Raw genomic sequence first — 24,035 nt, forward strand, 5'->3', positions numbered from 1 at the left:
GCAGCCAAGCCCGCCGCACCGGCTCCTGTCCCCGCCCCTGCTCCCGTCAAACCTGCGGAGCCGGTGTTTGCCGCTGCGCCCGTGGATCTGAACGGCTTTGGCAGTGACGAGCCCGTTTTGCGCGTGAATGAACCGACGCGCGGTGTGATCGTCATCGAGCCCAAGGACATCAAGCACACCTCCCAGCAGCACTGGGATCAGTATGACTGCACCAGCTTCAATGCCAAGCGCTGGGGCCGCTACGAGGTGCGAGTGACCTACACGCTCAGAAATGCCACGCTGGGCACCCAGTTCCGCTTTGCCCAGCAGCCGCTGAAAAAGACGCTCACGGCCACCAGCCAGCCCAAGCAAGCCGTCTATGGAACGGTGTATGTGGAGAAGTCCACGGTGTATCCCTTTTCCCTCTATGCCGCCGCCACCGGAACGGAACCGGGATTTGAAATTCATGAAGTGGCCTTTGTGCCTGCGCCTGAAGGCCCCGCGCCCGTGCAGGCTGCGGATGGCAGCATCGTGCTCGAAGCCAGCAGCGCCACCACGTGGTCTGAAAACATGCGCTTTGAACCGAAAACCGAGAAGAACTGCCTCGGCTTCTGGACCAGCGAAGACGACTTTGCCGAGTGGGACTTCGAAGTCACCAAACCGGGCCGCTACAAGGTGACGGTGGTGCACGGCTGCGGTACCGGCAATGAGGGCAGCGAAGTGGCCGTGAAGCTCGGTGAGCAAGAGCTGAAATTCAGCGTCAAGGACACTGGAGGTTTTCAGAAGTGGTCTGAAGAGCAGGTGGGTGAAGTGGAGATCAAAAAGGCGGGCAAGATGCGCCTTGTGATCGATCCGGTGTCGAAAGCCAAGAGCGCGGTGCTTGACGTCAACAAGGTTGTGCTCAAGCCGGTGAGCTGAATTCTGCATGCATGGACTGTGCGCGCACCTCCACCCGTGATCCCGAAACCTGGCTCGATCTCGCGCCGGAGTTTTCGCAGGCCATGGCGCGGCAGGTGCGCGGCTGGATTCAGCGCTGGGAGCCGGATCTGACGGAGTCCATCAAATGGAACGTGCTGTGTTTCAGCGGCAGGAAAAACATTTGCGGACTCAGTGCGTGCAAGAAGCACCTCGGCATCACCTTCTTTCGCGGCACGGAATTGCGTGAGATCACGAATTTGTTTGAAGGCGGTGAAGCCAACACCAGCATCCAGACCATCCGCGTCACCCGGCTGGAGAAACTGAATGCGAAGGCCTTTCAGCGACTGCTGCACGCTGCCGTGGCGCTGGATGCCGATGAATCTGCCAAGCCACCAACACCTAAGCAGCGCGCCGAATGGCCGATGCCTGCGGCGCTTGCCAAGGGGCTGAAGCAAAACCCAAAAGCAGCGGCGGGCTTCAAGGCCATGAGCATCTCCTGCCAGCGTGAATACAAGGTGTGGATCAGCACCGCGAAGCAGGAGGAGACCCTCCAGCGCCGTCTGGGTGAAACACTGCGTGCGCTGGCCTCTGGCAAAAAGTGGGCGCAGCGCAAGGAGGCGTGAGGTTTACGGCAGGTACTCCAGGCGATCCGGCACGCCGTTGTTGTTGCTGTCAAAGGGCAGCGGATCGTTGAGATCCTTGCGCTGGTCCTCATCGTGATCGTTGTCGGGTTGCAGCCATGAGTCGTCGTCATTGAGCCATTCGCCCTGCTGGCGCAGCGCGTGCCAGAGCTGGACCGCTGCATCAGCGCGTGTGAGCGGACGCTGTGCAACGTCTTTGCTGAAGAGTCCTGGATTTACGGGCAGCTTCAATGCGGTGGCCCAGCGATAGAGCGTGGCCCAGTCTGCCTTGTTGTTGGGATTGAAGGTCTTGTCCGTCGTCACGATGCCCCAGGAGCAAAGGGATTCGATGGCCGCGCGATCCGCATCGTCCTGGCCCACATCGCTGAAGCGAGGCGCTGCAGCGACTTTCCACTCCGGTGCATTTGCTCTGGCGCGGATGACCCGGGCCAGCACGCGGGCGAGCTCGCGGCGCGACATGGGGTGCTCCGCATTGAAGAAGACGCTGCCCGCTTCCGCAGGCCAGATGCCGCGCGCCGCCAGCATGTTGGCGGCCTCAAAATGAGAAGCGTCGGTGGGGAGATCCTGCCAGGGCCAGAGCAGTATGCCGGGACCGCCGGTGCCGCGCACGAGGCGCAGCTGAATCTCGCGCCAGTTTTTTTGCGCAGCCGCTGCGGCACGGGGCTGGATGCCATCGCGCAGGCAGAGCCACGCCAGGGTGGCGCTGGCCTGACCGACGTGCATCATCTGGCCGTGCAGGCGCAGCGCACTTTGCACCACGCTGCTGACGCCGATGTTCTTGGAGCAGCCGAGCAGGCCGTTCATCTGCACCGGCACAAGGCCGCGCAGCGGGAACATCGCGCGGTCGGTGTCGGTGTGCCAGCCGCGAGAAGGCGTCTGCACGTACAGCCATGGTCCATTGCGATCTTCGCTGAGGAAGCGGCGGCGCGTGGGATGGAAGTCGATGTTGAACTGGAAACCGAAGAGGCCATCGGGGACCATCACCTTGGCCCATTTTGGCTCGCGGGTTTCAGCGCGGATGTCCTGCTCGCGCAGCATGTAGAGTGCTTCGAGGCGCAGGCCTTCGCGCACGTAGGGCTTCGGCGGCAGCAGATCCGATGTGCCGAACTCGGTGGTGAGTTTCATGTTGCGGAACGTCTGGGGGAAATCACCCACGCGATCATGCACTGCGGTTTGCAGGTGGTAGAGCATGCCCAGCGTGTGCTGCTTCGCGTCAGCGAAAATGATCTGCCGCTGCGCAGGTGTGAGATCGACGATGTTTTTCTTCGATGCGCCTGCTTCGGTTTTTTCGAGGGCATCGGCCACGCGCTGTGGGAGCTGGCAGAGGGGATAATCCTGCACCGGCCAGTTTAGAAAGGTCGCCTCCGTGCCCGGGGCGAGGTTGTTGTGCCAGCGGTCCACCAGACGCCGGTGCGTGTACACGCTCCAGCCCGACTGGCTGTAGGTGCCCGTGCTCATGTCGCTGTCCACCCATGGCGGTGTTTTATCGAGCTGAGCAAAGGAGCGTGCGTCGTAGCTCGCGGGTTTGGGGATGAGGCTGTTCTTGCCTGCCTCGCGTAGGACCACGCACCAGGAGAGCGGATTCATCTCCTGCTGGCCTGCGTCATCGAAGGCGGCTGGGGCACTGGCTTCGCCGAAGCGGGATTTCAAATCAGGACCTGCGCTGTATTTGGCCCCGCTGAGGCGGATGACATCGCCCCAGTCGGAGGAGTCGAGTGTGAGCTTTGCGCGTACGGTCAGGGGTGAGGCAGATTGGCTGCGAACGAAGGTGACTGCGGTGACATGGTTGTTTTCGACAGTGACCTTGTTCGGCTGCCAGCCGCGCTCGATGCGCAGTACTCCGGCATCGACGCAGGGCTTGAGGAGTTCCTCGAAAATCTTCGCTGCTGCTGCGGGTTCGATGGTTTCGGTGCCGCAGTAGGAATTGCCGGGAGATGGGATGCCGTAGGTTTGTGAGTTGTGCGCGCGGATGCGGTTGATGACTTCGCTGTAGATGCCGCTGCGGGGGAAGTTGACGCGACGGCCATTCACACCGGTCCATTCATCCGGACACCCCACGCCTTCCGTGCTGAATTGCCCGCCGAGCCAGTCGATGTCATTGACGAGGACGATCTTTTTTACGCCGAGACGTGCGGCCTGCACTGCTGCTGCACAGGCTGATTCATTGCCGCCGACGATGAGGAGGTCGGCATCGAGGGTGGGTGAGTCAGCGGCGTGAATTGCTGCTGAAAAGAAGCTGGCGGCGAGAGCAAGGACTGCGAGAGGCTTCATGCTACCATCGTTGAACACGATCTCGATATCGTCCAGTCTCAGAACCACCGAGGCTGGATTAATCTGGCCGCAACTCAGAAATCGACCATTAAAATTGCATGACTAGCATTCAAAATGGTGATTGTTCAGACTCACAACACAAGTTGTGACAACTTAACTGTCTAACGATCATGTCAGATTCATTGCCCGATTTCTTAAACAATGGGGTTAACGGTGATTTTACCGATACGCAACACACTAACGTGCGGCTTGCTGTAGGCGGGGACCTGGCATCTATTCGGAAACTGGTCATCAGATATTGGAAACCGCTTTATCTTTTTGCACTTCGGCAAGGCCTGAAGCATGAAGATGCTGCTGATGTAGTGCAGGAGATGTCGATGGATTTGAGCAAAACGCTTCAGCGCTTCGACCTTCAGCGCGGAAGACTCCGAACTTTTCTCATCAAGGCTCTGATTAACAAGATTTACGAACGTCACCGCCGTGCCACTGCGGCAAAGAGAGGCGGTCCATCTGACCCTACCTATTCATTGGAGAACATTTCTCCTGATGACCCAAGCCTTGCTGTATGCGACACAGCGACCTTTGACCAGGACTGGGTGATTAACTGTTGGCGGAATGCCGTTGCGGCAATCATCCGGCGTGTGAACCCTGAGCACTGGCTTCGTCTAAAACAGTTCTTGATTCATAGGCCGCCGCCGCCGGGTGCCTATGAAAGATTGGCGGCTGAAACCGGCGATTCCCGGGAAGCATGGACGCAACGGTTTTCCAGACTTAGCAATATGTTCTATGGGCAGATCAAGAATCAGGTCAGACAGGAAATCCGCACGACTGCGTCTTCCGCCGAGGAGCTGGACGCTGAACTCGCATATATCTCGCGAGTGGCAGCCACAATGCCTGCTGAAGAGCTATGGGGATAATATTTCACGATTTTTTGTCATCGGGCACTGAGAACCGCAAATAGCAGGTAGAACACATAGGATTCCACCCGGCGAGTGTCGGCTGTGCGATGAACATGAGTTTTGTCAATCAACTCAGTAACCGATACCATTATGGCCTACATTAAGGACTCAAGGACAGAAAATTGTAGCTGCGGCGACTGTTCCACTAGTGCGAAAATCACGGAGTGGAGCTGCGGCTGCGTCGAGGTGGAAATATACGACGACAGCAGCCGCTGTGACAGGTGCAGCGATTTCAGTTCGCTGCGCGAGCGCTGTGGAAATTCAGGATATCTTGAAGGGCATGGCGACGACTAATTAACAAAACATCAACACCAAAAGCAACTATGTCACACAATCGCAAAAAGCAATCCACCGGATCCTGGAAAGGAAACCGTGACAAGCATCAAAGACGACCCAAAACCACCCGAGAAAAAAAGCGCAGCCATACAAGTTGGTTCGATATGTTTCTAGGCAGAAAGTAAACGGAAAGTTATTCTCCGTGATGCTCGATAGATGAAGGCTCTTGCTGTGATTTACAGTGAGAGCCTTCATTTGCATCTTTTAATATGTAGATGTCTCGCTATGAAAACAAAAGATTCTGCTTTTAACCAGCCTGTGAGCCCAGCAGCAGTTTTCCGAGCACTCGCAGAACAAGCTAATTTCTCGAAGTCGCGATCATTAACTATCAAAGAAGCTCGGGAATATTTTCCTGAGTTTGAGTTTATCGAAGAGATTGGGCGTGGTGGAATGGGGGTTGTTTTCAAAGTCCGCTCGCTTCCTAACGATCAGTTCTTTGCACTGAAAATTTTGGCACAAGGGGCCGACACCTCCGAAGATTCAAAAAGACGCTTTCTAGCAGAAGCGAAACATCTCTGGCAAATTGCAGACCCAAATGTGGTTCGAATTACCGGAAGTGGTAGCAAGGGGTCTTGGCTTTTCATCACCATGGAATTTCTTGAGGGACAAACCTTGGCTCGCCGATTGAAAAGTGGGGGCTTGTCCAAGATTGAGTTTTTCTCCACTGCAATATCCGTTTGTCGTGGTATTGCAGCGGTTCACCTATGTCGAATCGTTCATCGTGACATCAAACCATCCAATATCTATTTGTGCAATGACGGCAGGGTATGCCTTCTGGATTTTGGTATTGCTAAGGAACTGGGCGCGGAAGCACTTACTGGCCATTATGTTCCTGGCACTGCACGCTATATGTCCCCTGAGCAGCAGGCAGGGCAGGCTGTTGAATATCCATCGGATGTTTTCAGTTTTGGCAAAGTCATGCTTGAAATGCTGTGTGGGTTGGATGACACAGAAACTTTCAAGCAAGATCTTGCTACCATCTGCGGAGAAGATAAAGTTTTGGTTGAAATTCTGCAGCGATGCCTTCAACAACGGTCTGCAGATCGTTATCAAACCAGTTCTCAACTTCGACTTGCATTAGCCCTTGCGGCAAAAGGTAAATCGCTCAGCCAAGACTCCTGGTCGAATGTCTCTGCCGATCCAGAGCTTGAAGCTGCTCATCACGCGGTGCTAATGGATATATTGCGTGAAGTTTCTCCTGATAGCGGGCGTCGAGATCACCGCTTTGCGGAACAAGGCACTCAAGTCAATGTGCGAGACAGCTTTGCTGAATTGGAAGCAAAGTACGGCATACAAGCCGGAACACTAGAGGCCAAGATGCCTGAGTTCTTGCGAAGCATGTTGGCCAAACCAAGCTCGCCAATTTTAGATAAAGCAAGGGCATGTTATATCGAGGGCCGGTACGACGATGCAGAACAGATCGCACTCGAGGCGAAGGCTTCGCTTTTGCGTGCTGGAAATGCGATGAGTTCAGATCTTGTCGAGTGCCTGGATCTTGCCTCTGACTACGCTATTGCTCAGTATCAATATCAACGAGCTAAGAGTCATCTCACGGCAGCAGCAGCACTGGTTGATGAGCAAGCTGATCCACTAGCCTGGGCTTCGATCCAATATTCGCTGGCAGTTTTGCATGGCAGCATGGGTGAGAATGAGAAGGCTGCCGAAATGATATTGCCAGTCATTGCGATTCGAACTCGCCTATTAGGCGATAACCACGAAGACACTCTACGTTGTCGAAAAAGTTATGGAATAATACTTCGTGATTTGGGCCGCTTCGAAGAAGCAGAATCCACATTTCTCGATCTTTGCGACATTCGGTCTCGAACAGTTGGAGTTGAGCATATGGCATCGTTAGCGATGCGCTTTCATCTAGCCAAAACTTGGGCGGCTCAACGCAGATGGACTGAGGCAATTAGCGAGTACCGTGCAGTTCTAAGCGCGGAGCGGAAACTGCTAGGAAGCGAACATGTAGATGTATTAGACACTCAGACACACCTGGGGATCGCATTGAATCAAGGAGCTGGAATTAATAACAATGATCGTCGCGAGGCTCGTGTATTGCTGGAAGAAGTTTACCACATTTATTGCAGACGCTTTGAGTCGAATCATCCCAATAGTTTGTGGGCACTCGCGGATTTGGGCCGCTATGGTTATGCAATTATGACGCCTCGGGCAATCGTAACTTTGCAGAAAGCACATTTTGGCCTCCGAAAATACTTGGGAAGTAAACATTTCAAAACACGGTCCGTTTACCTAGATTTGAGGGCTATGTATTTGGCGGCTTTCTTGTCGTGGTCCTGCTTATTTTTTATCTTTCTCGGCCTTTGCTCTTTGCCACTCAAATTGTTTGGGATTATCAATTGGAATTGGTGGTTTATTATTTGCTGTATCGCATCTCCCTTGATTGCACAGGCTATAGCTAAAGTGCTTGGGCTGGCTAATCGCTTATTTGAATATGCTCGGCAGCAATTGAAAATCAGACTGAGCGATTAATATCAGACGATTACCTTCATCACACCCCTGCCACACGCACGGTCGCGTAGCTTTTCTTGCCTTTGCGTAGGATGCAGAGGCGGCCGCCGAGGAAGTTTTCGGGGGTGAGCACGGGTACTTCTCCGGCTGGTACTTGGGCGTTGTTGATGTAGAAGCCGCCGCCTTTCATGAGTCGGCCGGCATCTCCTTTGGAGGTGGCGAGGCCGAGGGTGACGAGGAGGTCGGCGATCTGTGGGATGCTGGCGAGTTCGACTTCGGTGCTCGGTGCAGAGGCAGTGGCTTCGATGAGGGTGCCGACATCAGCCGTGGCCAGATCGGCACCGCCAAAGAGGGCCTGGGAGGCGAGGATGACTTTTTGCAGTTCTTCTTCGCCATGCACCATGCGGGTGACTTCGGCGGCGAGGCGTTTGTGGCCGCTGCGCTGTCCGGGATTCGCATTGTGCTCGGCCTCGATGGCTTCGATCTCTTCGTGTGAGAGCAGCGTGAACTGGCGCAGGAAGCGCGGCACGTCCGGGTCTTCGGAGTTCACCCAGAACTGGTAGAAGGCATACGGGCTCGTCTTGGTGGCGTCCATCCAGATGGCACCGGCTTCGGATTTGCCGAACTTTTTGCCCGAGCTCGTGGTGATCAGCGGGAAGGTGACCACGTAGGTCTGCTGTCCGCGCATTTTGCGCACGAGGTCGATGCCGGCGGTCATGTTGCCCCACTGGTCGCTGCCGCCGATCTGCACCGTGCAGCCGTGGCGCTCATTGAGCACCACGAAGTCGTACGACTGCAGGATCATGTAGGTGAACTCGGTGAACGAGATGCCGCTTTCGAGACGGGCGCTGACGGATTCCTTCGCCAGCATCCATGCGATGGTGAAATTTTTACCAATGTCGCGCAGAAGCTCCACGGCGCTGAGTTTGCAGATCCACGAGGCGTTGTCCTCGATGATGGTCTGTTCAGGGACGAGGATGCTGCGGATCTGCACCTCGATGCGCTTCACAAATTCAGCGACGGTCTCGGGCGTGTTGAGCGTGCGCTCGTTGGCCTTGCCGCTGGGGTCGCCGATCAAGCCGGTGCCGCCACCGACGATGGCGATGGCCTTGTGTCCATGCTCCTGCACGCGGCGCAGGGCCATGAGCGGCAGCAGATTGCCGATGTGCAGACTGTCAGCGGTGGGGTCAAAACCGCAATAGAAGGTCTGCTGCGTCTTGAGGGCTTCCTTGAGGGCTTCGAGGTCGCTGCACTGCTTGAGCAGGCCGCGCCATTCGAGATCGGCGATCAGGTCGGTCGTGGGCATGAGAAGGGGAAATGACGAATGACGAATTTAGAATGACGAAAAGGCGGTGGCCCGCTCAACTTCGTCCCTTGCGAGGTGGATGGCGGTGAGACGCCTTTAGGGCGTCGAGCCCGGTTCAGAGCGCAGGAGCTGGGAACCGTTGAATCTTTCGTTGGGCTTGAAGAGCCAGCCGGGGCTTTCATTGCGGACTTCCCAGCGGCGAAGTTCAAACTCAGGCAGCACGAGGTTGCTGTTGGGGTCGAAGACCTTGCGGCCCGTGAAGCGGCCCCAGAGGGTGTACTCGGCATTGTGATCGTCCCCGTAGGCGTAGCCGCCATCGGTGGGCTGCTCGGGCAGACGATAAGGGATCTTCTGGTGGCGCTCGTTCATGATGACGAGCTTTGAGTTCTCCCAGGTCTGCCCCGGACTGCGCACATAACCCCAGAGATGGGTGTGATTGATGTAGAACCGGCGGCCGATGAAGTAATCCCCGCGCGGCTCCATGGCGATCTGACGGTGGCGTGCCTCCACCATGGCAGACTGCTGGGGAGTGAGACCGGTGGTTTCACAGCCGGTGATGAGGAGGCTGGCAAGGCAGAACAAAAAGGAGAAGAGAGCGCGGCGTGGCATGGCTGCGCACACTGTGAAGCGTGCCGGAGCCGTCGCAATGGGAAAGGCGCAACTTGATGAAAGTCAGCCAGCCTCCCCTTCGTCAACGGGCCATGCGTTTTCTGCCCCTTCTTGCTCTCTTTGCTTCAGCCGCCTTTGCCGCCGACACGCCGAACATCGTCATCATTCTGGCCGATGACTACGGCTATGGCAGCGCCGGGTGCTACGGCGCGGATGGCAAGCTAGTGCAGACGCCGAACATTGATCGCCTCGCCAAAGAGGGGCGGCGTTTCACGGATGCAAACACCACCTCTTCGGTCTGCTCACCCACACGTTACTCGGTGATGACGGGGCGCTACTGCTGGCGCACCTCCCTCACGCATGAGGTGCTGGGCACGTTTTCTCCGCTGCACATCGAGACGACGCGGCTGAACATGGCCTCGCTGCTCAAAAAGCACGGCTATCAAACGGCTGCGATCGGCAAATGGCATCTGGGCTATGGAACGGATGATGGCTCCCTGAAATGGCGCACGGACTACACCGCTGAGCTTTCTCCCGGGCCACTGGACATCGGCTTCGACTACCACTTCGGTGTGCCGAGCAATCATGGCGATCTCACCGGCGTGTTTGTGGAGAACCGCTTCGTGTATGGCCTGCGCAGCGGCAAAATCCCCGCCGGCATGAAGCTGCACGGCCCGGATTCTGACGATCCGAATTTCAAAGCCACCTACGGCCCCGAAGACACAGAAGGCGGCAAGGCGACCATCCTCGATCTTGATGCGCCACGGCGTGTGAATGAACGCGTCATGCCGCTGCTCACCACCAAGGCGGCCGAGTGGATCACGCAGCAGAAGAAGGGCACACCTTTCTTTTTGTACTACACGCCCGTCGCGGTGCACAATCCCGTCACGCCCGAGAAGGACATTGCCGGACAGAGCAAGGCTGGACCTTACGGAGATTGGATTCTCGAGCTCGACCGCAGCGTGGGCGGTGTTTTGAAAGCGCTGGATGACAAGGGCATCGCGCAGGACACGCTCGTTATTTTCACCAGCGACAACGGCGGTGTGTTCACGCCCACGCGGGACACCGTGCAGACGCAGGCCTTCAAAGCCGGGCTCAAAGTGAATGCCGGTCTTCGTGGCGGCAAACACGATGTCTGGGAAGGCGGCTTCAAAGTGCCCTTCATCACCCGGTGGCCTGCGAAGATCCCTGCGGGCACCGAATGCAATGACATGATCAGCGTAGCCGACATTCTGGCCACCACGGCGGCCATCGTCGGAGAAAAGCTGCCCGCTGCCGCCACGGCTGCAGAAGACAGCTTCAACGCGCTGCCCGCCTTCCTCGGCACCCAGGACGCCGCACCCACTCGCGATCATATGTTCATCCACAGCTCCGACGGCGTCTTCGCGATTCGCAAAGGACCCTGGAAATGGATCGAGGGCATTCCTGTCAGCGACATCAAACTCGGAGCACGCAAGGCCCACGCGACACAGTTCAAACCTCAGCTCTATAACGTGAAGGAAGATCCCGCCGAGACGACAGATGTCAGCGCGCAGAATCCTGAGGTGGTGAAGGAACTGAGCGCCCTGGTGAATCGCTATCGCGATGGCGGCTACAGCCGCGAACTGCCACCCATCGTGGAGAAAAAGCCGCAGGCGGCACTTCCCGCACTCTCGGGAAGCCCGGTGCTGGCGCAGGCTTTCAAAGCATTGCCGGTCAAACCGTGGACCCTGACACGTGGTGCCTGGCAGGTGCATGATGACGCCATCTGGAATCCCGCGCCAAAGACCGAGGAACAGGGCGCTACATTGACCGGACCTTTGCCGATCACGGACGGCACCTTGCAGTATGACATGAAGCTCCACACCGCAGGTCGTCATTCGCTGCGCATTCACACGGCTGGCAAGCATTCCTTCCGCCTCGTTGTCAGCAGCACGGTGCTGGAGATCACCAAGAATCCCGACCAAGGGCAGGACAAGAGCCAGACGGAGCCGCTGGCCCGGCAGAAGATCAAACTCAATGCCGAAGACTGGCAGACACTGCGCATCACCTTCAAAGGCGATCAGGTGACCGCTCAAATCGCAGGAGTCACGGCGACAGGCAAACACCCGGTGATCGCTGAGGCCAAGGAGCAGGTCAATTTGATCGTGTTTGATGGTGAGTCTGGCTTCAAGAATTTGCAGGTGGTGAAGTGATAGCATCAGCCGTTGAAAAGGAGTCCATTGTGGCAACGGTCCGCATTTCCTGCCTCTCTACATTCCAAGGACGGCGCACCTTTTTGAGCGCCCGCGACGCTGCAGACCCACAAATTCGGACCCGCACAGCGGTTCCCTACCAGCGCTGCGGCACGCGCTGCTCTGGATGGTGGGGCTGCGTTGCGCGCGTTCGTTCCATCGTGGGCTGCCGCCTCATCGCATGCCCCTTTTAAAAGCTCCTGCGGGCGTGACGTGCGGAGCAACGGACCTGTATTCAACAGATCATGGTATGAACAAGTCCTGGCATGCGCTTTCTGTCGAAAAATGCCGTGAGCCGTTTCGATTCCAGAGGCTTCACGGCTCAGAGACAGGCCTGTTTTCAGCGGATCGTGATATAACGGATCCACGTGCCAGCGCGACCGTCAGCGGCAGCCAGAAAAGAAGTCCTTCGAAACGTGGCGCAGTTGCCAACGAGGCCAGTGATTCGCCATCAAACAGCAACCCGCCGCAGCCAAACGCCAGCAGCGCGATCCACGTGGCATCTCCTTGAACAGCCAGTCGACGTGCACGCTTGATTCCATGGCTGAGAACCAGCAGCAGCAGTGCCGCACCGACGATCCCACCATGTACGAAGGTGGCCAGGAAGGCGCTGTGCAGGTGAGACATCATGGAGATGTCAGCTTTGGCCTGCAGTTCGCATTGCCAGATCCCGCACACTCCCCACTGGCCGGTGCCAAGCCAGAGATTGTCCATCGCATTCCACCCAGCCCGGTAGATATCGAGGCGGCTGTTGTCGCCACGCTCGACCGCTTTTTGAAAATGATGGGTGATGCCGGGCGCAGAGGCAGTGACAGCCGCCGGTTCCGAACGCCAATGCGCCAGGTGTGCAAACAGCGGGGCGCTGGTGAAATAGACCGCTCCTGTCAGGAGGAACACACAGACCGCCACCCTGCCACGCCGCCAGCCGCGTGCTGACAGCAGCACCGCATGGCCGCATGCCAGTGCCAGCATGGCACCGCGACTGCCGGAAAGAAACGCCGCGAAATGCAGCAGCACGATGGCGGCCCAGGCGATCCTGCGCGGCAGAGGCGTGGCCTCATGCTCCATCAACGCCGCGAGCCACAAAGCGGCAAAGCCGAAGATCAATCCCGTGCAGACCGGATTGAGTCCCCCGTGAACGAGCAGATTCATGAGCCGCTCTCCCGCCTGATGATGGGGCAGCACGAAATACGAAAGCAGGATGCTGATCAGCGCGGCGAGAGCACTCGTCATTCCCGTCACCCAGCCCACGGCGTGCAGGGATTCACGGCTTTGCGCCTGCTGCCAGACGAGCGCGCAGAACATCACCAGCAGGCTGACGCCGACGATGCCACGCATGATTTCATCCAGCGTGCGATCTGGCATGAAGGGGACCTGGATGCAGGAGCGCAGCGTCATCCACAGCAGGAATGCGACGACTGAAAGTGCGCCGGCATCCGTCTGCCAGCGCCTGAGGTGCGGCGTCCAGTCTGTCAATGCCAGCGCGGGCAATCCTGCGATCAACAACCACCCGAGATGCACCCAAATATTGGGCAGGCAGGAATGACCCGCCACAAAGCCGGTCACGGCGATTTGTCCCGCCCAAATTCCGGCCATGGAGCGTCGCAACTCATGCGTTGCGCACTCGTTGATGAAGGCAGGTGTCAGGCTTTTCACGCAAACCAGAGTAAGGCCGCAAGCAGGATCAGCAAGAGCGCACAGGTGAGCGCCGCCATGGCTGAACCCTGCCAGGAAAGCGGCTGCACGACAGCCTCTGCGGGATTGCGCGGATGGTAATACACCGGCACCTCCGAGCCCTGCGTGAGACGGGTGATGAACTGCGTGGTTCGGCCGGCCGCGTTGCCCACGGCCTGATGAGTGAAGCGGTTGCCTTCAAAAGTTTGCCCGCCCACGGTGTAGGAGTAGCGCAGCACCGGGTCATACAGCAGGCAGCCGTCCGGGGTTTTCTGTTTTCCGCGCCGCATTTCCGCCATCACCACGCGGCCCTCGGTGCGCCGCCAGCCACGCATCGACCATGCGGTGCTGAAGCGACGGAGAAAATAGATGAAGGCAAACAGCGCGAAAACGGCACCAAGAAGTACGATGTGGGTCATGAGAAGAAGTGGCTTGCGGCACTCCAAAATGTGAGCAGTTCACCGAACTGCACGAAACACTATCGCCACACTCAGGCCTGCTTGCGGCCGATGAAGATGCCGTAGTTCCAGACACCACCGTAGGCGGCGAAACGCTCATCGAGCAGCGGTGCAAACTTCCCGCTCAGATACGGCCAGAGGTGGCCTTCCATGCGCACATGGTTCACGCCCATCCAGTTCCGAAACCAGGAGAAGTATGAATCGGAGAAATCCACCACGGCGATGCAGCCGCCTTCGGCAAGATCCTCCCACGCGGCATCAATCGCCTTTTCCCAGCCGGGATTGAACATGGACAAGGCGTACGAAAACAGCACGAGATCATAAGGCTTCCCGTCTTCATGAATGGGGGCTGAATAGGAGCGACGCAGCAGCGTGATTTTGTCATCACGCACTTTCTTCGCGGCAATGGCCAGCATCTGTTCGGAGAGATCCACGCCCGTGATGTGGGCCTGTGGAAAGCGCCGGCGCAGGCCTGGCAGATTGCGTCCGGTACCGCAGCCGACTTCGAGAATGCGCTGTGGTTTGCTCACGCAAGAAGCGCGCATCAGCACGCTCTCGCGCCCAAACAGAAAGCTCCAGCGCGTGGCGTCATAGATGCGCGAATGGAACTGGTAGTAGCGTTCCAGCGCGGCACCTGTGCGATGGGCGGATGAGGATGTGTCTGCGGTGATGCTCATCACAGCACCTCCGCAAAGTGCAGGCTGCCATAGGTGCCCACGCGATCCAGCTGATGCAGGGCTTCCGTGCGTTCCGGGAAGAAGCGCACGCGTGAGCGGATCGAGTCAGGCACAAACTCGAGGTTCACACCTGCCGAGCGCATCAGGATCTTGGCTCCGGGGGCGCTATTGGCGAGGATCAGCTCCCATTCATCCCGCAGAGCTTCGGTGTCATGGGCCGCGAGCCAGTCTTGATGATCCAGCAGCACGAAGTGCGTGTACTGGCCGGGATACTCGCGCAGGAAACCCGAGAGCGTGGTGGTGTAGCTCTTCAGGCGGTCCACGCGTGACTTCAGCTCTGGCTGGTTTTCCTGCTTCAGATAATTCGGGCAGCAGCCCAGGGTGTAGGAGCCGGTCATGTACACGCGCCAGAAGTAGTTGTCGCTGATCGGCAGCTCCGTGAACACATGGCGCAGCTTGTCCTTTACATAATCGGTGAGCCCGCCGGGATAGGAATCCTGGATCAGTTTGATCTGCGGACGCGGTACGCCCAGCAGCGTCATCAGTGTGGGCTGGCGCAGCAGCCAGTTGCTGAACGGCCCCCAGATCTCGCGTTCGAAGAGTTCATACGCGCTGCGCTGTTCCTCCAAGGAGCGGGCATCCAGCAGGCAGGTGGCGAAGTTCTTCACGTTCGGGCGCAGCTTGAAGAGCGCATTGCCCATCACATACGCGGCGATGCCGGAGGTGCCGTGGTAGTAGAACGACTTCTTGAGACTCGTGGGATTGAAGAAACTGATGCGTTTGTCCCAGAACTTCCGTGCGGGTTCGGAGAGCGTTTTGCGCACACGGTCATAAACAAAAGCGTACTCAGCATGCGAGCCGAAGCCGAACATCTCAAACAGCTCTTCAAAGTTGCCCTGGCGGATGAGCGCCTGCTTGAGTTCCAGCAGTGCATTCTGCCGGTAGTTCATGTCCACCGCGTGGATCTCCGCCGGATTGTCCAGCAGGTAGTCGAGAGCGTTGCAGCCAGCGCTGGTGATCATGACCACGCGGCTGTTCGCATCGAGCTTCATCAGCTGACGGTCGAGCCGCGGATCCTCCCATGCCGTGTTGTAGATGAGGTTGGAATTGTGAACATGGCGGAAAACCAGGTCATGAGCCGATTTCAACATTTGAACCGGACGGCGGGGTGGGGACTCTTTGAGCATGTTCGCGAGGGAGTAGTTATTTGTTCACGCGAAATGTGACAATGAGCCAGCAGGCGAGTGTGTTTGTTTCGTCACACAATCAGAGCGCAACGAATTCGTTTCCATCCATGCGCTGGGCATTTGGCCAATCACGTTTTCATTGCCGCCGATGGACAAACAACACGGCCTGCTGCCACCGTATGCAGCGTCTTGGGATGAGCTTGCCACAGAAGCTTCGGCCTCGTGGCTGCCTGCGGGTTTTGATCATCAGGCACGTCCCCTGCTGGCCTGCTGGTGGGCGGATGTGGTGTGCCTCTTTCGCAGCGCCAAAGCCATGCTGGCGGCCAATCGCTGGAAGCTGCTGGGATTCGTGCTGCTGAGTGTTGCACTGATTGTCTGGCTCATGCCGCAGGATCTCGCCTTGCTGGCGCAGGTGCGGCATGTGGGGGATTCAGTGGAGTGTGAGCGCATCCGCAGCGTGGCGCGGTGGCTGAGCTACTGGGGCGATCTGGCGGGGTTCAATGTGTTCGTCTTCGGCACGCTCACCTGCTTTGCGTTTGTGAGGCGTTCGCCCTTTTTTCGGCGGCTGACTCTAGCTGCAGTCATGGGCACCGTGCTCACTGGCGGCCTGGTCAATGTGATTCGTGTTACCACCGGACGCGCCCGGCCAGGCAGCAACGTGGCGCCCGGATTTTATGGGCCCACCTTGAGCGCCCGCAAACAATCGTTTCCCAGCGCTCATACCGCGACTTCGTTTGGCGCCTGCGTGCCATTGGCAGTGGCATTTCCACCGGCGGGAGTGCCGCTGCTGGCGGTGTCCGGCGGCGTTGCATGGTCACGCATGCAGAACAATTGCCACCATCCCAGCGATGTGCTGACCTCTGTGCTGCTGGCATTTGCTTTCGGTGTACCGCTTGGCCTCACCGTGCGCCGCATGCGGCGTGCAGCACCTAGCGTTTGATCAAGAGCTGCACCTCCGCCCAGCTGAAGCGTGCCACGTTGAAGCCTTCAATCATCTGGCTCTGAACGCCGACTGATTCAATCTGCAAGCTCGCTGTGTGGTCCTTCGCGGCGGTTCCTTTCGGTGCCGTTCCCAGCAGTCCTTTGAACCAGCGGTCCAGCGTCCACTCGCGTTTGAGCACCACCACAGCGACAGGGCCGGATTGCTGAAGCAGGCGCTTCGCTTCGTTCACATCATCCGTGAACTGCGAGATGCGGTTCGTGTAAAACACCAGGCTGGGCTCCGTGTAACCGCAGCCATGCAGGGCCATGTCAGACGGCAGCGTGCCGAGTTGCCCGGCGACACGCACTGGCACCGAGGTGGAACGCAACTGCTGACCGAGCAGCGAGAGACTCAGGCTCGTCAGCGCCACCGTCAGGAAGACGAGCACAGTGTTGCGGCGCGTCATGCCTTGTTTCCACACTGCGCAGGCTACGGCACCTCCCACGGCCAGAACACAGGTCAGTACCAGCAGAGCGCTGTACATCAGATCCCGGATGCTGCCTTGCTGGATTTGCATTGCAAACATCCAGCCGCCTGCAATGAGAGCCGCCATCCCGAGCGTCAGCCATTTCGCCGCAACGGGGACTGCACGAATGCGGTTTTGCCATGCCAGCGCCAGCAGCACGATGAATGCCGGATACCCCGGCATGACGTAGTGTGGAAGTTGCGTCGCATAGAAAAAGAAGATGAGCTGCGGCGCGAGAAACCACGCGGCTAGAAACGACGTCTGCGCTGTCCAGTTTATCCGCAGACTGCGCCACACCGGCAGTGCAAAACCCATCCAGGGAAAGAGGCTCAGCCAGGTGGTGAGGAGGTAGAAGCCGGGGACAAACTTGCGGCCATTGAACACATCCGTGCCGCGTTTCACCACATGCTCGCCCATGCCGGTCTTCCAGAATGCACCGTTTGTTTCGATCAAAGCCGGCACACCCCAGGCCGCCACCATTGCCAATGCGATGCACAGGCCGGACACCGCCTGCAGCCTGCCCCACGGCAGCGGCTTCTTCCAAAACACCCAGCGCCACAGCACGAGAGCCAGCGCGGGTACCAACCAAGCGATGGGCCCTTTGGCCAGAAACCCAGCGCCAAGTGACAGCCACAGGCACCAAAACCAGCCGTGCCACCGCCGCAGGGGCGGCTCTGTCAGCAGCTCCAGCAGAGCCCGGCATGCCAGCGCCACCAGAAGGATCATCGGCATGTCCGCCACGCATAAGCGGCCATGCACCAGCGACTGCAGGCTGGTGAGCCAGGCCACGCCTGCCACCAAGCCCGCGCTGGCATTTTGCGTGAGTTTTCGCGCCATGCCCGCCACAACGAGAGCGGTCAAATAAACGGCCGCGATGCTGTGCAGCCGCGCCGCCAGCTCGTTCACACCGAGAAGGAAGTAGTGCAGCCGCATCCACCAGTAGGTCAGCGGCGGTTTGTCGAAACGATACGCGCCGTTGAAATAGGGGATTGTCCAGGTGTCCCGATCCATCATTTCCACCGTGGCGTGGGCAAAGCGCGGCTCGTCTCGGTCCATGAGTGGGATCGTGGACGTTCCCGGCAGATACAGCAGGAGGGCGAGCACCAGCAGCACCCACCAGCCATGCTGGCGGCAGCGCTGGTCATTCCAGAATGGCGTGGCGGACGAACCCATCACGCCATTTGGCATGAGCGCAGGCTTCTTCCGTCAGCAAGTTCCGACGATTTTGTCACACGGCGACCGCCGGTTAATACAGCAGGAAGCCGATCTCGCTGTCGGTGAGCTGGGATGTGTCATCCACCGCCAGCAGAGCCTGAGTGTCAAAGGTCGCCTCCCACGGAGTCTCCGCCGCTGCAGCGAGCAGAGGCAGATCAGGCACGGCCGTTGCGGGCGCTTCCTGTTTGGCAAGCTGAGTCTCCGCCGCAGGCTGAGTCTGGAAAATCACGAGTGCCAAAGCGAGGGTGGCCACGGTGACCGTGGCGAAGGCCCATTTGGCGGCAGGGGCCGCAAACGAGACATCTTCCCACCAGGTGCGCAAAGCAGCGAGCCAGCCGCGATCCTGCGGGGTCTGGCGGGCGGCACGCACGACGTTCTGGGCAAAATTGGTACGCACTTCGACCGCGCGGGCCTGGGCCAGCAGCTTGGCGATGGGGTCTTGGGGCGAGAGGGGTTCCATGACGGACGGGGGGTATGATCAGTCTTTCAAACAGCCCTCACAAACCAAAGTTGCACCCAGACTGGATTTTTTTGCCAGCATGAGCCAAAAGGCTCCGAATCTGCGGGCATTTTCAAATTTCCGCCCATTTCCGCCCGCATAATCCATGAATGTTTTACTCCGCTGCCTCTGCCTGCTGGTCGTGCTGGCGACATGGCTGCGAGGGCAGGAAGAGCCGTCATTTTATGACCGCATGTGGGCCTATCCGAAGCTCTATACCAATCCCAAAGGGTCCTTCCTGCGCGAGTTCTCCCTGATCGGTCGCTACGAGCTGCAGAACTACCAGGTGGACAGCCATGAGGGCAACGCCTCTGGCTGGGAAAACCGCCGCATCCGCTACGGCATCCGCACCCAGTTTGCGGGCAATATTCAGTTCAGCGCCCAGATCAATGCGGATGCCGATCAGGGGCTGCTTTACGAACGACTCTGGAGCCTGATCCTCACCTGGAAGCCGAGTGATCTCTTTTCGGTTTCGCTTGGGAAGATACGCCCGCGCTGGTCACAAGAGTGGGCCAAGAGCTCCTATGAGCTGCTGACCTTCGAGCGAAGCCTGCTGGTGGACACTGCCCGGCCCTTTTACCTGCCAGGTGTCGCCATCGACGGCAAAAAAGGACGGTGGGACTGGAATGTCGGCATCTATGGCGGGGACTGGGACCGCGAGCTGGGCAGCTTCAATGTGGGGGCTCTCTACGTGGCCAGCCTGCGCTACGACCTCACCCAACAGACCGGCCTTGATCGCGCGAATGTCCGCCTCGACTACATGCAGGATGATGGACGACGCGGCAAAACCGGCAAAGGCCCGTGGGACACCAACATCGCCCTCAGTGCCGATCTCAAAGACGGCCCGCTGGGACTGATGACCGAGGTCCTGATGCTGACGGGCAACGTGGACACCACCTGGGGCCTCACCTTCATGCCCAGTTATGATCTGACCTCCAAAGTCCAGCTCGTCCTGCATCTCCACGCCGCGCGTTCGGACGCTGCCGTCATCCGCGACTCCCGGCGCTACGAGCGAGAGGTCAGCACCCTGCCGCAACGCGGCATGGGCAGGCACTATGAGTTTGCCTACCTGGGGCTCAACTACCGCATCTATGGTGACCGGTTGAAACTCATGACCGGAATCGAGTACGCGCACATGGACGGCGTGAGAGGCACCGAGGTTTTCAGTGGCTGGACGGGTCTGAGCGGCATCCGCTTCAATTTCTGATCAGCCCGGCGGCCATTCCAGGCTGCGCCCTGCCAGCATATGCACATGCAGGTGTGGTACGGATTCGCCTGCATCTTTGCCGTGATTGATCACCAGACGGAAGCCCTTGCTGCGGTCTTTGATGCCCAGTTTGTCGGCGATTTTCCCCGCAGCGAGCAGCAGCGCGGCGAGCGTGGCCTGATCCTCTGCCACGGCTTCACCTACCCGCGGAATCAGCTTCTTCGGCACGATCAAGACATGGATCGGAGCCTGGGGATTGACGTCGTTGAAGGCGGCGACCAGATCGTCCTCATAGACGAGCGGGGCGGGGATTTCGCGATCGATGATCTTTTGAAAAATGGTCTTCTCACTCATGGCGGATTAACGGAAAAGTTCCGGCTGCTTGCCATCGCGCGGACGGCGTTCGCCGAGGCTCTTGATCTCGTCGATGAACTCGCCCACGTCCTCAAACTGGCGGTACACCGAGGCATAGCGCACGTAGGCCACGTGGTCGATCGACTCCAGGCGGCGCATGACTTTCGCGCCGATCACGGTGCTGGGGATTTCGCGGTAGCCTTCTTCTTCGAGCTCGTTGGCGATGTCATCCACCAGCTGCTCCAGCTGCTCCATCTTCACCGGGCGCTTTTCGCAGGACTTGCGCACGCCGCCCAGCAGCTTGTCGCGGTTGAAGTTCTCCCGGGCGCCGTTGCGCTTGACCACGCGCAGTTCTTCGCGCTCCACAATCTCATAGGTCGTGAAGCGGAAATCGCACTTCATGCATTCCCGGCGGCGGCGGATGGCATGCCCTTCCCGCGCCTCGCGGGAGTCGATGACTTTATCCTGTGAGCTTCCACATTTGGGGCAACGCATTCAGTCGGGGGGTAGGGGTGGGGAATGTGCTTTCTCGCGGGCAGTATGGCAAGCAGCTTCGTAGATCGGGCTTTGCGGGCGGATTTTCGCGTTTATCGTGGGTTTATGTCCCGCATCATCCTCGGCGTCACCGGTTCCATCGCAGCTTACAAGGCGGCGGACCTCGCCAGCAAGCTCACCAAGGCCGGCCATGGGGTGACCTGCGTGCTGACGAAATCGGCGCTGGAATTTGTTACGCCCCTCACGCTGGGAACGCTGTCTAAAAATCCCGTCATCACCGACCTGTTTGCTGAAAAGGAAGGCTGGCAGCCCGGGCACATCCAGCTCGCCGACGAGGCGGATCTGCTGCTCATCGCCCCCGCCACCGCGAATATTCTGGCTTCCATGGCCAATGGCTTTGCCCACGATGCCCTCACCGCCATCGCCCTGGCCACCCGCGCCCCGATTTTGATCGCCCCGGCCATGAACGGCAAGATGTGGCAGCACCCCGCCACGCAGAAGAACGTGGAAACCCTGCGCGGTTTCGGTGCGCAGTTCGTCGAACCCGCCTCCGGCATGCTCGCCTGCGGCTATGAGGGGGTAGGACGGCTGGCGGAGGTGGAAACGATCCTCCAAGCAGTGGCGGGCGTCCTGGCCACCCGCTAAAACGCCCCTTGGCAGCCAGCCCCACGTCCGCTATCTTCCGCCCATGCACGAGCACGACGACACTGGCGACAAGCTGGAACACGCGTATTTCTGCTACCTCGCGGACAAGTTTGAGCGGGAGCCTGAGCTGCTGGAGATTCCGCTGCGCAATATCACCCGCTGGGTGCATCGAGGGCATTGGGCTATTAAGCGCCTCATGCAATGGCAGGACCTGATCACCAAGGCGCAAGCAACCCGTGATGGAATGCGAGATTTGGGAAAGCTGCTCCGCGCTGATGATGAGGAGACACGTTTTCTCAAGGGATTTGCTCCTTTCCCAGGGGTGCTAAGCGAAGAGGAGAGTGACCGCTTTTTATGCAGCTCCAGGCACTGACTCACATGGCCACGGCAGCCTCAAGCCTGGTGCCAGAAATTAAGATCATTGTCTTTGGCTCCGCTTCCGCCTTTGCAACCTTTCCAGAATTGCCGGAAGCCACCACTATTTATGAAAACACCAACGATGCTGACTTCATCATCGACCCGTGGAGCGACGAACTGGGGGCGATGCTGACCAAGTGCCTCGGCAAAAACAGCCCATTCTTTGAAATGTTCGGCTATTACGCCGACATCGTTCGCCCCGCCGCTTTCGGCAATTTCCCACCAGACTTCCGCGATCGCCTGGTGCCTCTGGAAGGCTGCCCGCGAGTGTTTGCACTCGACCCGCACGACATGGCCGTGGCCAAGCTCTTTGCCGGACGGCCCAAGGACATTCGGCTGCTGTCATTCCTTTTGGCCACAGCAAGGCTGGATGAAGCGAAGGTGCGCAAACTGCTCTGGGACACGCCGATGGAGGAAAAGTGGATTGTGAAAACGCACGCGGTCTGGGATCAAGTCGTGGCGGAGGCGGTGAAGCAACGACGGAACTGAAGAAAAGGCTTTTTTGCAGACGCATGCGGCAATGCTCGCAAGGGAAGGGTGAAATTTTTGCATGGCTTCACCGGTTTTCATTGACGCTATTTCGCTTCTTTTCCAAAGTCGGTGTTCGTGGGAAATTCGAGTGATCAACGGGGGATGCATCTGCTGGCTGAGGAACAACTCAGTGCGGGCGCGGATGCTTTTCTGGAGACGATTCGAAGCATGAAGGAGCCGAAGGCGCTCGCAGGGCTGGCGGAGAAATGGAAGAATGATCCGCGGCCCTGGGCAAGAACGATGATGCAGCGGTACCTGGAACTGCCCTTCGACAAGCCGGGGCATCAGGTGGTGGTGAAACGGCTGTTCAAGGCTGCGGAGCTGCGAGGGGATGATGCGGTGATGGCTCGCTGCCTGGTGGCGTTTGACCGGCTGGTGCGGCGGGTGCGCGCCAAAGAATTTCAGTGGGACCGGGTCACGCGAGTGATGATCCAGTCGGAGATTCTCAAGACACCGCGCGATGTGTTTTCGAAAGTGATGTCGAAGCACCTCACGCCGAAGAAGCTGGAGAAGTTTCGTCTTTTTAAATACCGCACGCGCTACTACCTGCAGCGGCGGGTGTGGCGGTACTTCCGCAAGCTGGGGTTCAATGAGGGGCCGCGTTATCTTGCGGCGGTTGGGCCGGCGCTGGCAGCTTTTCAGGACGCAGATCTGGCGGCGGGGGAGCACCTGATGGACAGCTGGAGCCTGATGCATGTGCTGCATGGCGAGAGCCAGGCAGTGGAGTTCAGCAATTTGCGGGCGGTGCTGAAGGAAGGACGCACGCTGGCGGACCTGCGGCCGGAGCCGGCGTTTTCGAAGCACTGGCGCACGCCGGAGGGAGTGGTGGCAGCGCTGGAGCTGATTGTTGCTGCGCAGTCGCGGCTGGTGCGGGTGTGGGCGCTGGCCTGGCATCAGGAACTGGCGAAGACGATCCTGGTTGCTCCTGCGGCGGACGTTTTGACCCGCATGCTGGCGCATGGCGATGAGGAGGTGCAGAGCTACGGCGCGCAGCTGCTGGCCGAGTGTGCGGAAGCGGCCAACTGGCCGCTGGAGACATGGCTGAAGCTGCTGAAATGCGAGAACCCGCGCGTGGCCCAGCTGCTGTGCGATGCGATGCTGAAGCATGTGCGTGATGAACGGGTGACGCTGGCGCAGCGTGTGGAGATCGCACTGGCGAAGGCCACGCCGATCGCACGGCTGGGGTTGCGACTGCTGGAGAAGACCCCGCCGCGTGATGTCACCGAGCGCGATGTGATTGCAGGTCTGTGGCGGGCGCAATGTCTTAGCATTGGGGGCGAAATCGCGCGCTGGGCGCTGGCGCAGCTTGGCGCGGCGGAGGTTTATCAGATGCCGGTGGTGTGCCGTTTTTTTGACAGTGCGAATGCGTGCATTCGTGAAGGAGCGTGGGCCTGGATGACGCAGGAAAGTTCACCGGGATGGCCGGATGCGGCGCTGTGGAGCCGGCTGGCGGAGACGCCGTATGCGGACCTGCGCGGCCGCATGGTCGATGCGCTGACGATGCGCGCCGGGAAACCGCCTGTG

22 protein-coding genes are annotated in these 24,035 nt (G+C 58.8%); 11 read left to right on the forward strand and 11 right to left on the reverse strand.

Going from position 1 to position 24,035, the window contains the following annotated elements:
• Both WAW39_RS28425 and WAW39_RS28430 read left to right on the forward strand, forming a co-directional pair.
• Window positions 1-897, forward strand: an 897-nt coding sequence (locus tag WAW39_RS28425; protein WP_422322826.1) for a DUF5077 domain-containing protein, incomplete at its 5' end; no start/stop codon positions are given.
• A gap of 11 nt (window positions 898-908) precedes the next feature.
• Window positions 909-1,520 (forward strand): DUF1801 domain-containing protein, encoded by a 612-nt coding sequence (locus tag WAW39_RS28430; RefSeq protein ID WP_422322828.1) that lies wholly within the window; start codon window positions 909-911, stop codon window positions 1,518-1,520.
• A gap of 3 nt (window positions 1,521-1,523) precedes the next feature.
• Here the strand turns inward: WAW39_RS28430 and WAW39_RS28435 are convergent, their stop codons facing one another.
• Window positions 1,524-3,809 carry an FAD-dependent oxidoreductase gene (locus tag WAW39_RS28435; protein ID WP_422322830.1) on the reverse strand — a complete coding sequence of 762 codons (2,286 nt, stop codon included), beginning with the start codon at window positions 3,807-3,809 and terminating at the stop codon, window positions 1,524-1,526.
• 170 nt (window positions 3,810-3,979) lie between these two features.
• On the opposite strand from WAW39_RS28435, the gene WAW39_RS28440 reads away from it, so the two are divergent.
• Together WAW39_RS28440 and WAW39_RS28445 are read left to right on the forward strand one after the other, a co-directional pair.
• Complete coding sequence (locus tag WAW39_RS28440) at window positions 3,980-4,726, forward strand: RNA polymerase sigma factor (RefSeq protein WP_422322832.1); 747 nt, start codon at window positions 3,980-3,982, stop codon at window positions 4,724-4,726.
• A 603-nt stretch (window positions 4,727-5,329) separates the two neighbouring features.
• The gene (locus tag WAW39_RS28445) at window positions 5,330-7,597 is read left to right on the forward strand and encodes a protein kinase domain-containing protein (protein WP_422322833.1); all 2,268 of its coding nucleotides are present in this window, start codon (window positions 5,330-5,332) and stop codon (window positions 7,595-7,597) included.
• Between the two features lie 19 nt (window positions 7,598-7,616).
• Here the strand turns inward: WAW39_RS28445 and tyrS are convergent, their stop codons facing one another.
• Both tyrS and WAW39_RS28455 read right to left on the reverse strand, forming a co-directional pair.
• On the reverse strand, window positions 7,617-8,882 hold the full coding sequence (gene tyrS, locus WAW39_RS28450; RefSeq protein WP_422322835.1) for a tyrosine--tRNA ligase: 1,266 nt from the start codon (window positions 8,880-8,882) through the stop codon (window positions 7,617-7,619).
• 96 nt (window positions 8,883-8,978) lie between these two features.
• Entirely contained in the window at window positions 8,979-9,491 is a 513-nt protein-coding gene (locus WAW39_RS28455; RefSeq protein ID WP_422322837.1) for a hypothetical protein, read from the reverse strand.
• Between the two features lie 92 nt (window positions 9,492-9,583).
• On the opposite strand from WAW39_RS28455, the gene WAW39_RS28460 reads away from it, so the two are divergent.
• Window positions 9,584-11,665 (forward strand): sulfatase family protein, encoded by a 2,082-nt coding sequence (locus tag WAW39_RS28460; RefSeq protein ID WP_422322839.1) that lies wholly within the window; start codon window positions 9,584-9,586, stop codon window positions 11,663-11,665.
• A 354-nt stretch (window positions 11,666-12,019) separates the two neighbouring features.
• Here the strand turns inward: WAW39_RS28460 and WAW39_RS28465 are convergent, their stop codons facing one another.
• From WAW39_RS28465 to WAW39_RS28480, 4 genes are all read right to left on the reverse strand, one after another.
• Window positions 12,020-13,360 carry an O-antigen ligase family protein gene (locus WAW39_RS28465; protein WP_422322841.1) on the reverse strand — a complete coding sequence of 447 codons (1,341 nt, stop codon included), beginning with the start codon at window positions 13,358-13,360 and terminating at the stop codon, window positions 12,020-12,022.
• Window positions 13,357-13,797: a DUF3592 domain-containing protein gene (locus tag WAW39_RS28470; protein WP_422322843.1), complete on the reverse strand. Its 441-nt coding sequence runs from the start codon at window positions 13,795-13,797 to the stop codon at window positions 13,357-13,359. Before WAW39_RS28470 ends, WAW39_RS28465 begins: the two co-directional genes overlap by 4 nt.
• Before the next feature lie 71 nt (window positions 13,798-13,868).
• Window positions 13,869-14,513, reverse strand: coding sequence for a class I SAM-dependent methyltransferase (locus WAW39_RS28475; protein ID WP_422322845.1), 645 nt, complete (start codon window positions 14,511-14,513; stop codon window positions 13,869-13,871).
• Window positions 14,513-15,700 carry a DUF3419 family protein gene (locus WAW39_RS28480; RefSeq protein WP_422322847.1) on the reverse strand — a complete coding sequence of 396 codons (1,188 nt, stop codon included), beginning with the start codon at window positions 15,698-15,700 and terminating at the stop codon, window positions 14,513-14,515. Before WAW39_RS28480 ends, WAW39_RS28475 begins: the two co-directional genes overlap by 1 nt.
• Before the next feature lie 148 nt (window positions 15,701-15,848).
• Here WAW39_RS28480 and WAW39_RS28485 point away from each other — a divergent pair, with 148 nt between their 5' ends.
• Window positions 15,849-16,640: a phosphatase PAP2 family protein gene (locus tag WAW39_RS28485; RefSeq protein WP_422322849.1), complete on the forward strand. Its 792-nt coding sequence runs from the start codon at window positions 15,849-15,851 to the stop codon at window positions 16,638-16,640.
• On the opposite strand, the gene WAW39_RS28490 is transcribed toward WAW39_RS28485, so the two are convergent.
• Window positions 16,630-18,336, reverse strand: a complete 1,707-nt coding sequence (locus WAW39_RS28490) for an ArnT family glycosyltransferase (protein WP_422322851.1) — start codon at window positions 18,334-18,336, stop codon at window positions 16,630-16,632. The genes WAW39_RS28485 and WAW39_RS28490 overlap by 11 nt on opposite strands.
• Window positions 18,337-18,394: 58 nt before the next feature.
• Window positions 18,395-18,823 carry a hypothetical protein gene (locus tag WAW39_RS28495; RefSeq protein ID WP_422322853.1) on the reverse strand — a complete coding sequence of 143 codons (429 nt, stop codon included), beginning with the start codon at window positions 18,821-18,823 and terminating at the stop codon, window positions 18,395-18,397.
• A 145-nt stretch (window positions 18,824-18,968) separates the two neighbouring features.
• Between WAW39_RS28495 and WAW39_RS28500 the strand changes: the two genes are divergently transcribed.
• Window positions 18,969-20,069, forward strand: a complete 1,101-nt coding sequence (locus WAW39_RS28500) for a porin (protein WP_422322855.1) — start codon at window positions 18,969-18,971, stop codon at window positions 20,067-20,069.
• Here WAW39_RS28500 and WAW39_RS28505 read toward each other — a convergent pair whose 3' ends face one another.
• Complete coding sequence (locus WAW39_RS28505) at window positions 20,070-20,423, reverse strand: histidine triad nucleotide-binding protein (RefSeq protein ID WP_422322857.1); 354 nt, start codon at window positions 20,421-20,423, stop codon at window positions 20,070-20,072. It abuts the gene before it with no gap.
• A gap of 6 nt (window positions 20,424-20,429) precedes the next feature.
• Window positions 20,430-20,918: a transcriptional regulator NrdR gene (gene nrdR / locus WAW39_RS28510; protein ID WP_395732304.1), complete on the reverse strand. Its 489-nt coding sequence runs from the start codon at window positions 20,916-20,918 to the stop codon at window positions 20,430-20,432.
• A gap of 105 nt (window positions 20,919-21,023) precedes the next feature.
• Here nrdR and WAW39_RS28515 point away from each other — a divergent pair, with 105 nt between their 5' ends.
• From WAW39_RS28515 to WAW39_RS28530, 4 genes are all read left to right on the forward strand, one after another.
• Complete coding sequence (locus WAW39_RS28515) at window positions 21,024-21,563, forward strand: flavoprotein (RefSeq protein WP_422322859.1); 540 nt, start codon at window positions 21,024-21,026, stop codon at window positions 21,561-21,563.
• A 43-nt stretch (window positions 21,564-21,606) separates the two neighbouring features.
• The gene (locus WAW39_RS28520) at window positions 21,607-21,936 is read left to right on the forward strand and encodes a hypothetical protein (protein WP_422322861.1); all 330 of its coding nucleotides are present in this window, start codon (window positions 21,607-21,609) and stop codon (window positions 21,934-21,936) included.
• Between the two features lie 5 nt (window positions 21,937-21,941).
• Complete coding sequence (locus tag WAW39_RS28525) at window positions 21,942-22,469, forward strand: DUF6036 family nucleotidyltransferase (protein ID WP_422322863.1); 528 nt, start codon at window positions 21,942-21,944, stop codon at window positions 22,467-22,469.
• A 144-nt stretch (window positions 22,470-22,613) separates the two neighbouring features.
• Window positions 22,614-24,035, forward strand: a 1,422-nt coding sequence (locus WAW39_RS28530) for a hypothetical protein (RefSeq protein ID WP_422322865.1), incomplete at its 3' end; no start/stop codon positions are given.

Source organism: Prosthecobacter sp. (genome assembly GCF_049294395.1).
In the GTDB taxonomy this organism is placed as follows: Bacteria; Verrucomicrobiota; Verrucomicrobiia; order Verrucomicrobiales; family Verrucomicrobiaceae; genus Prosthecobacter.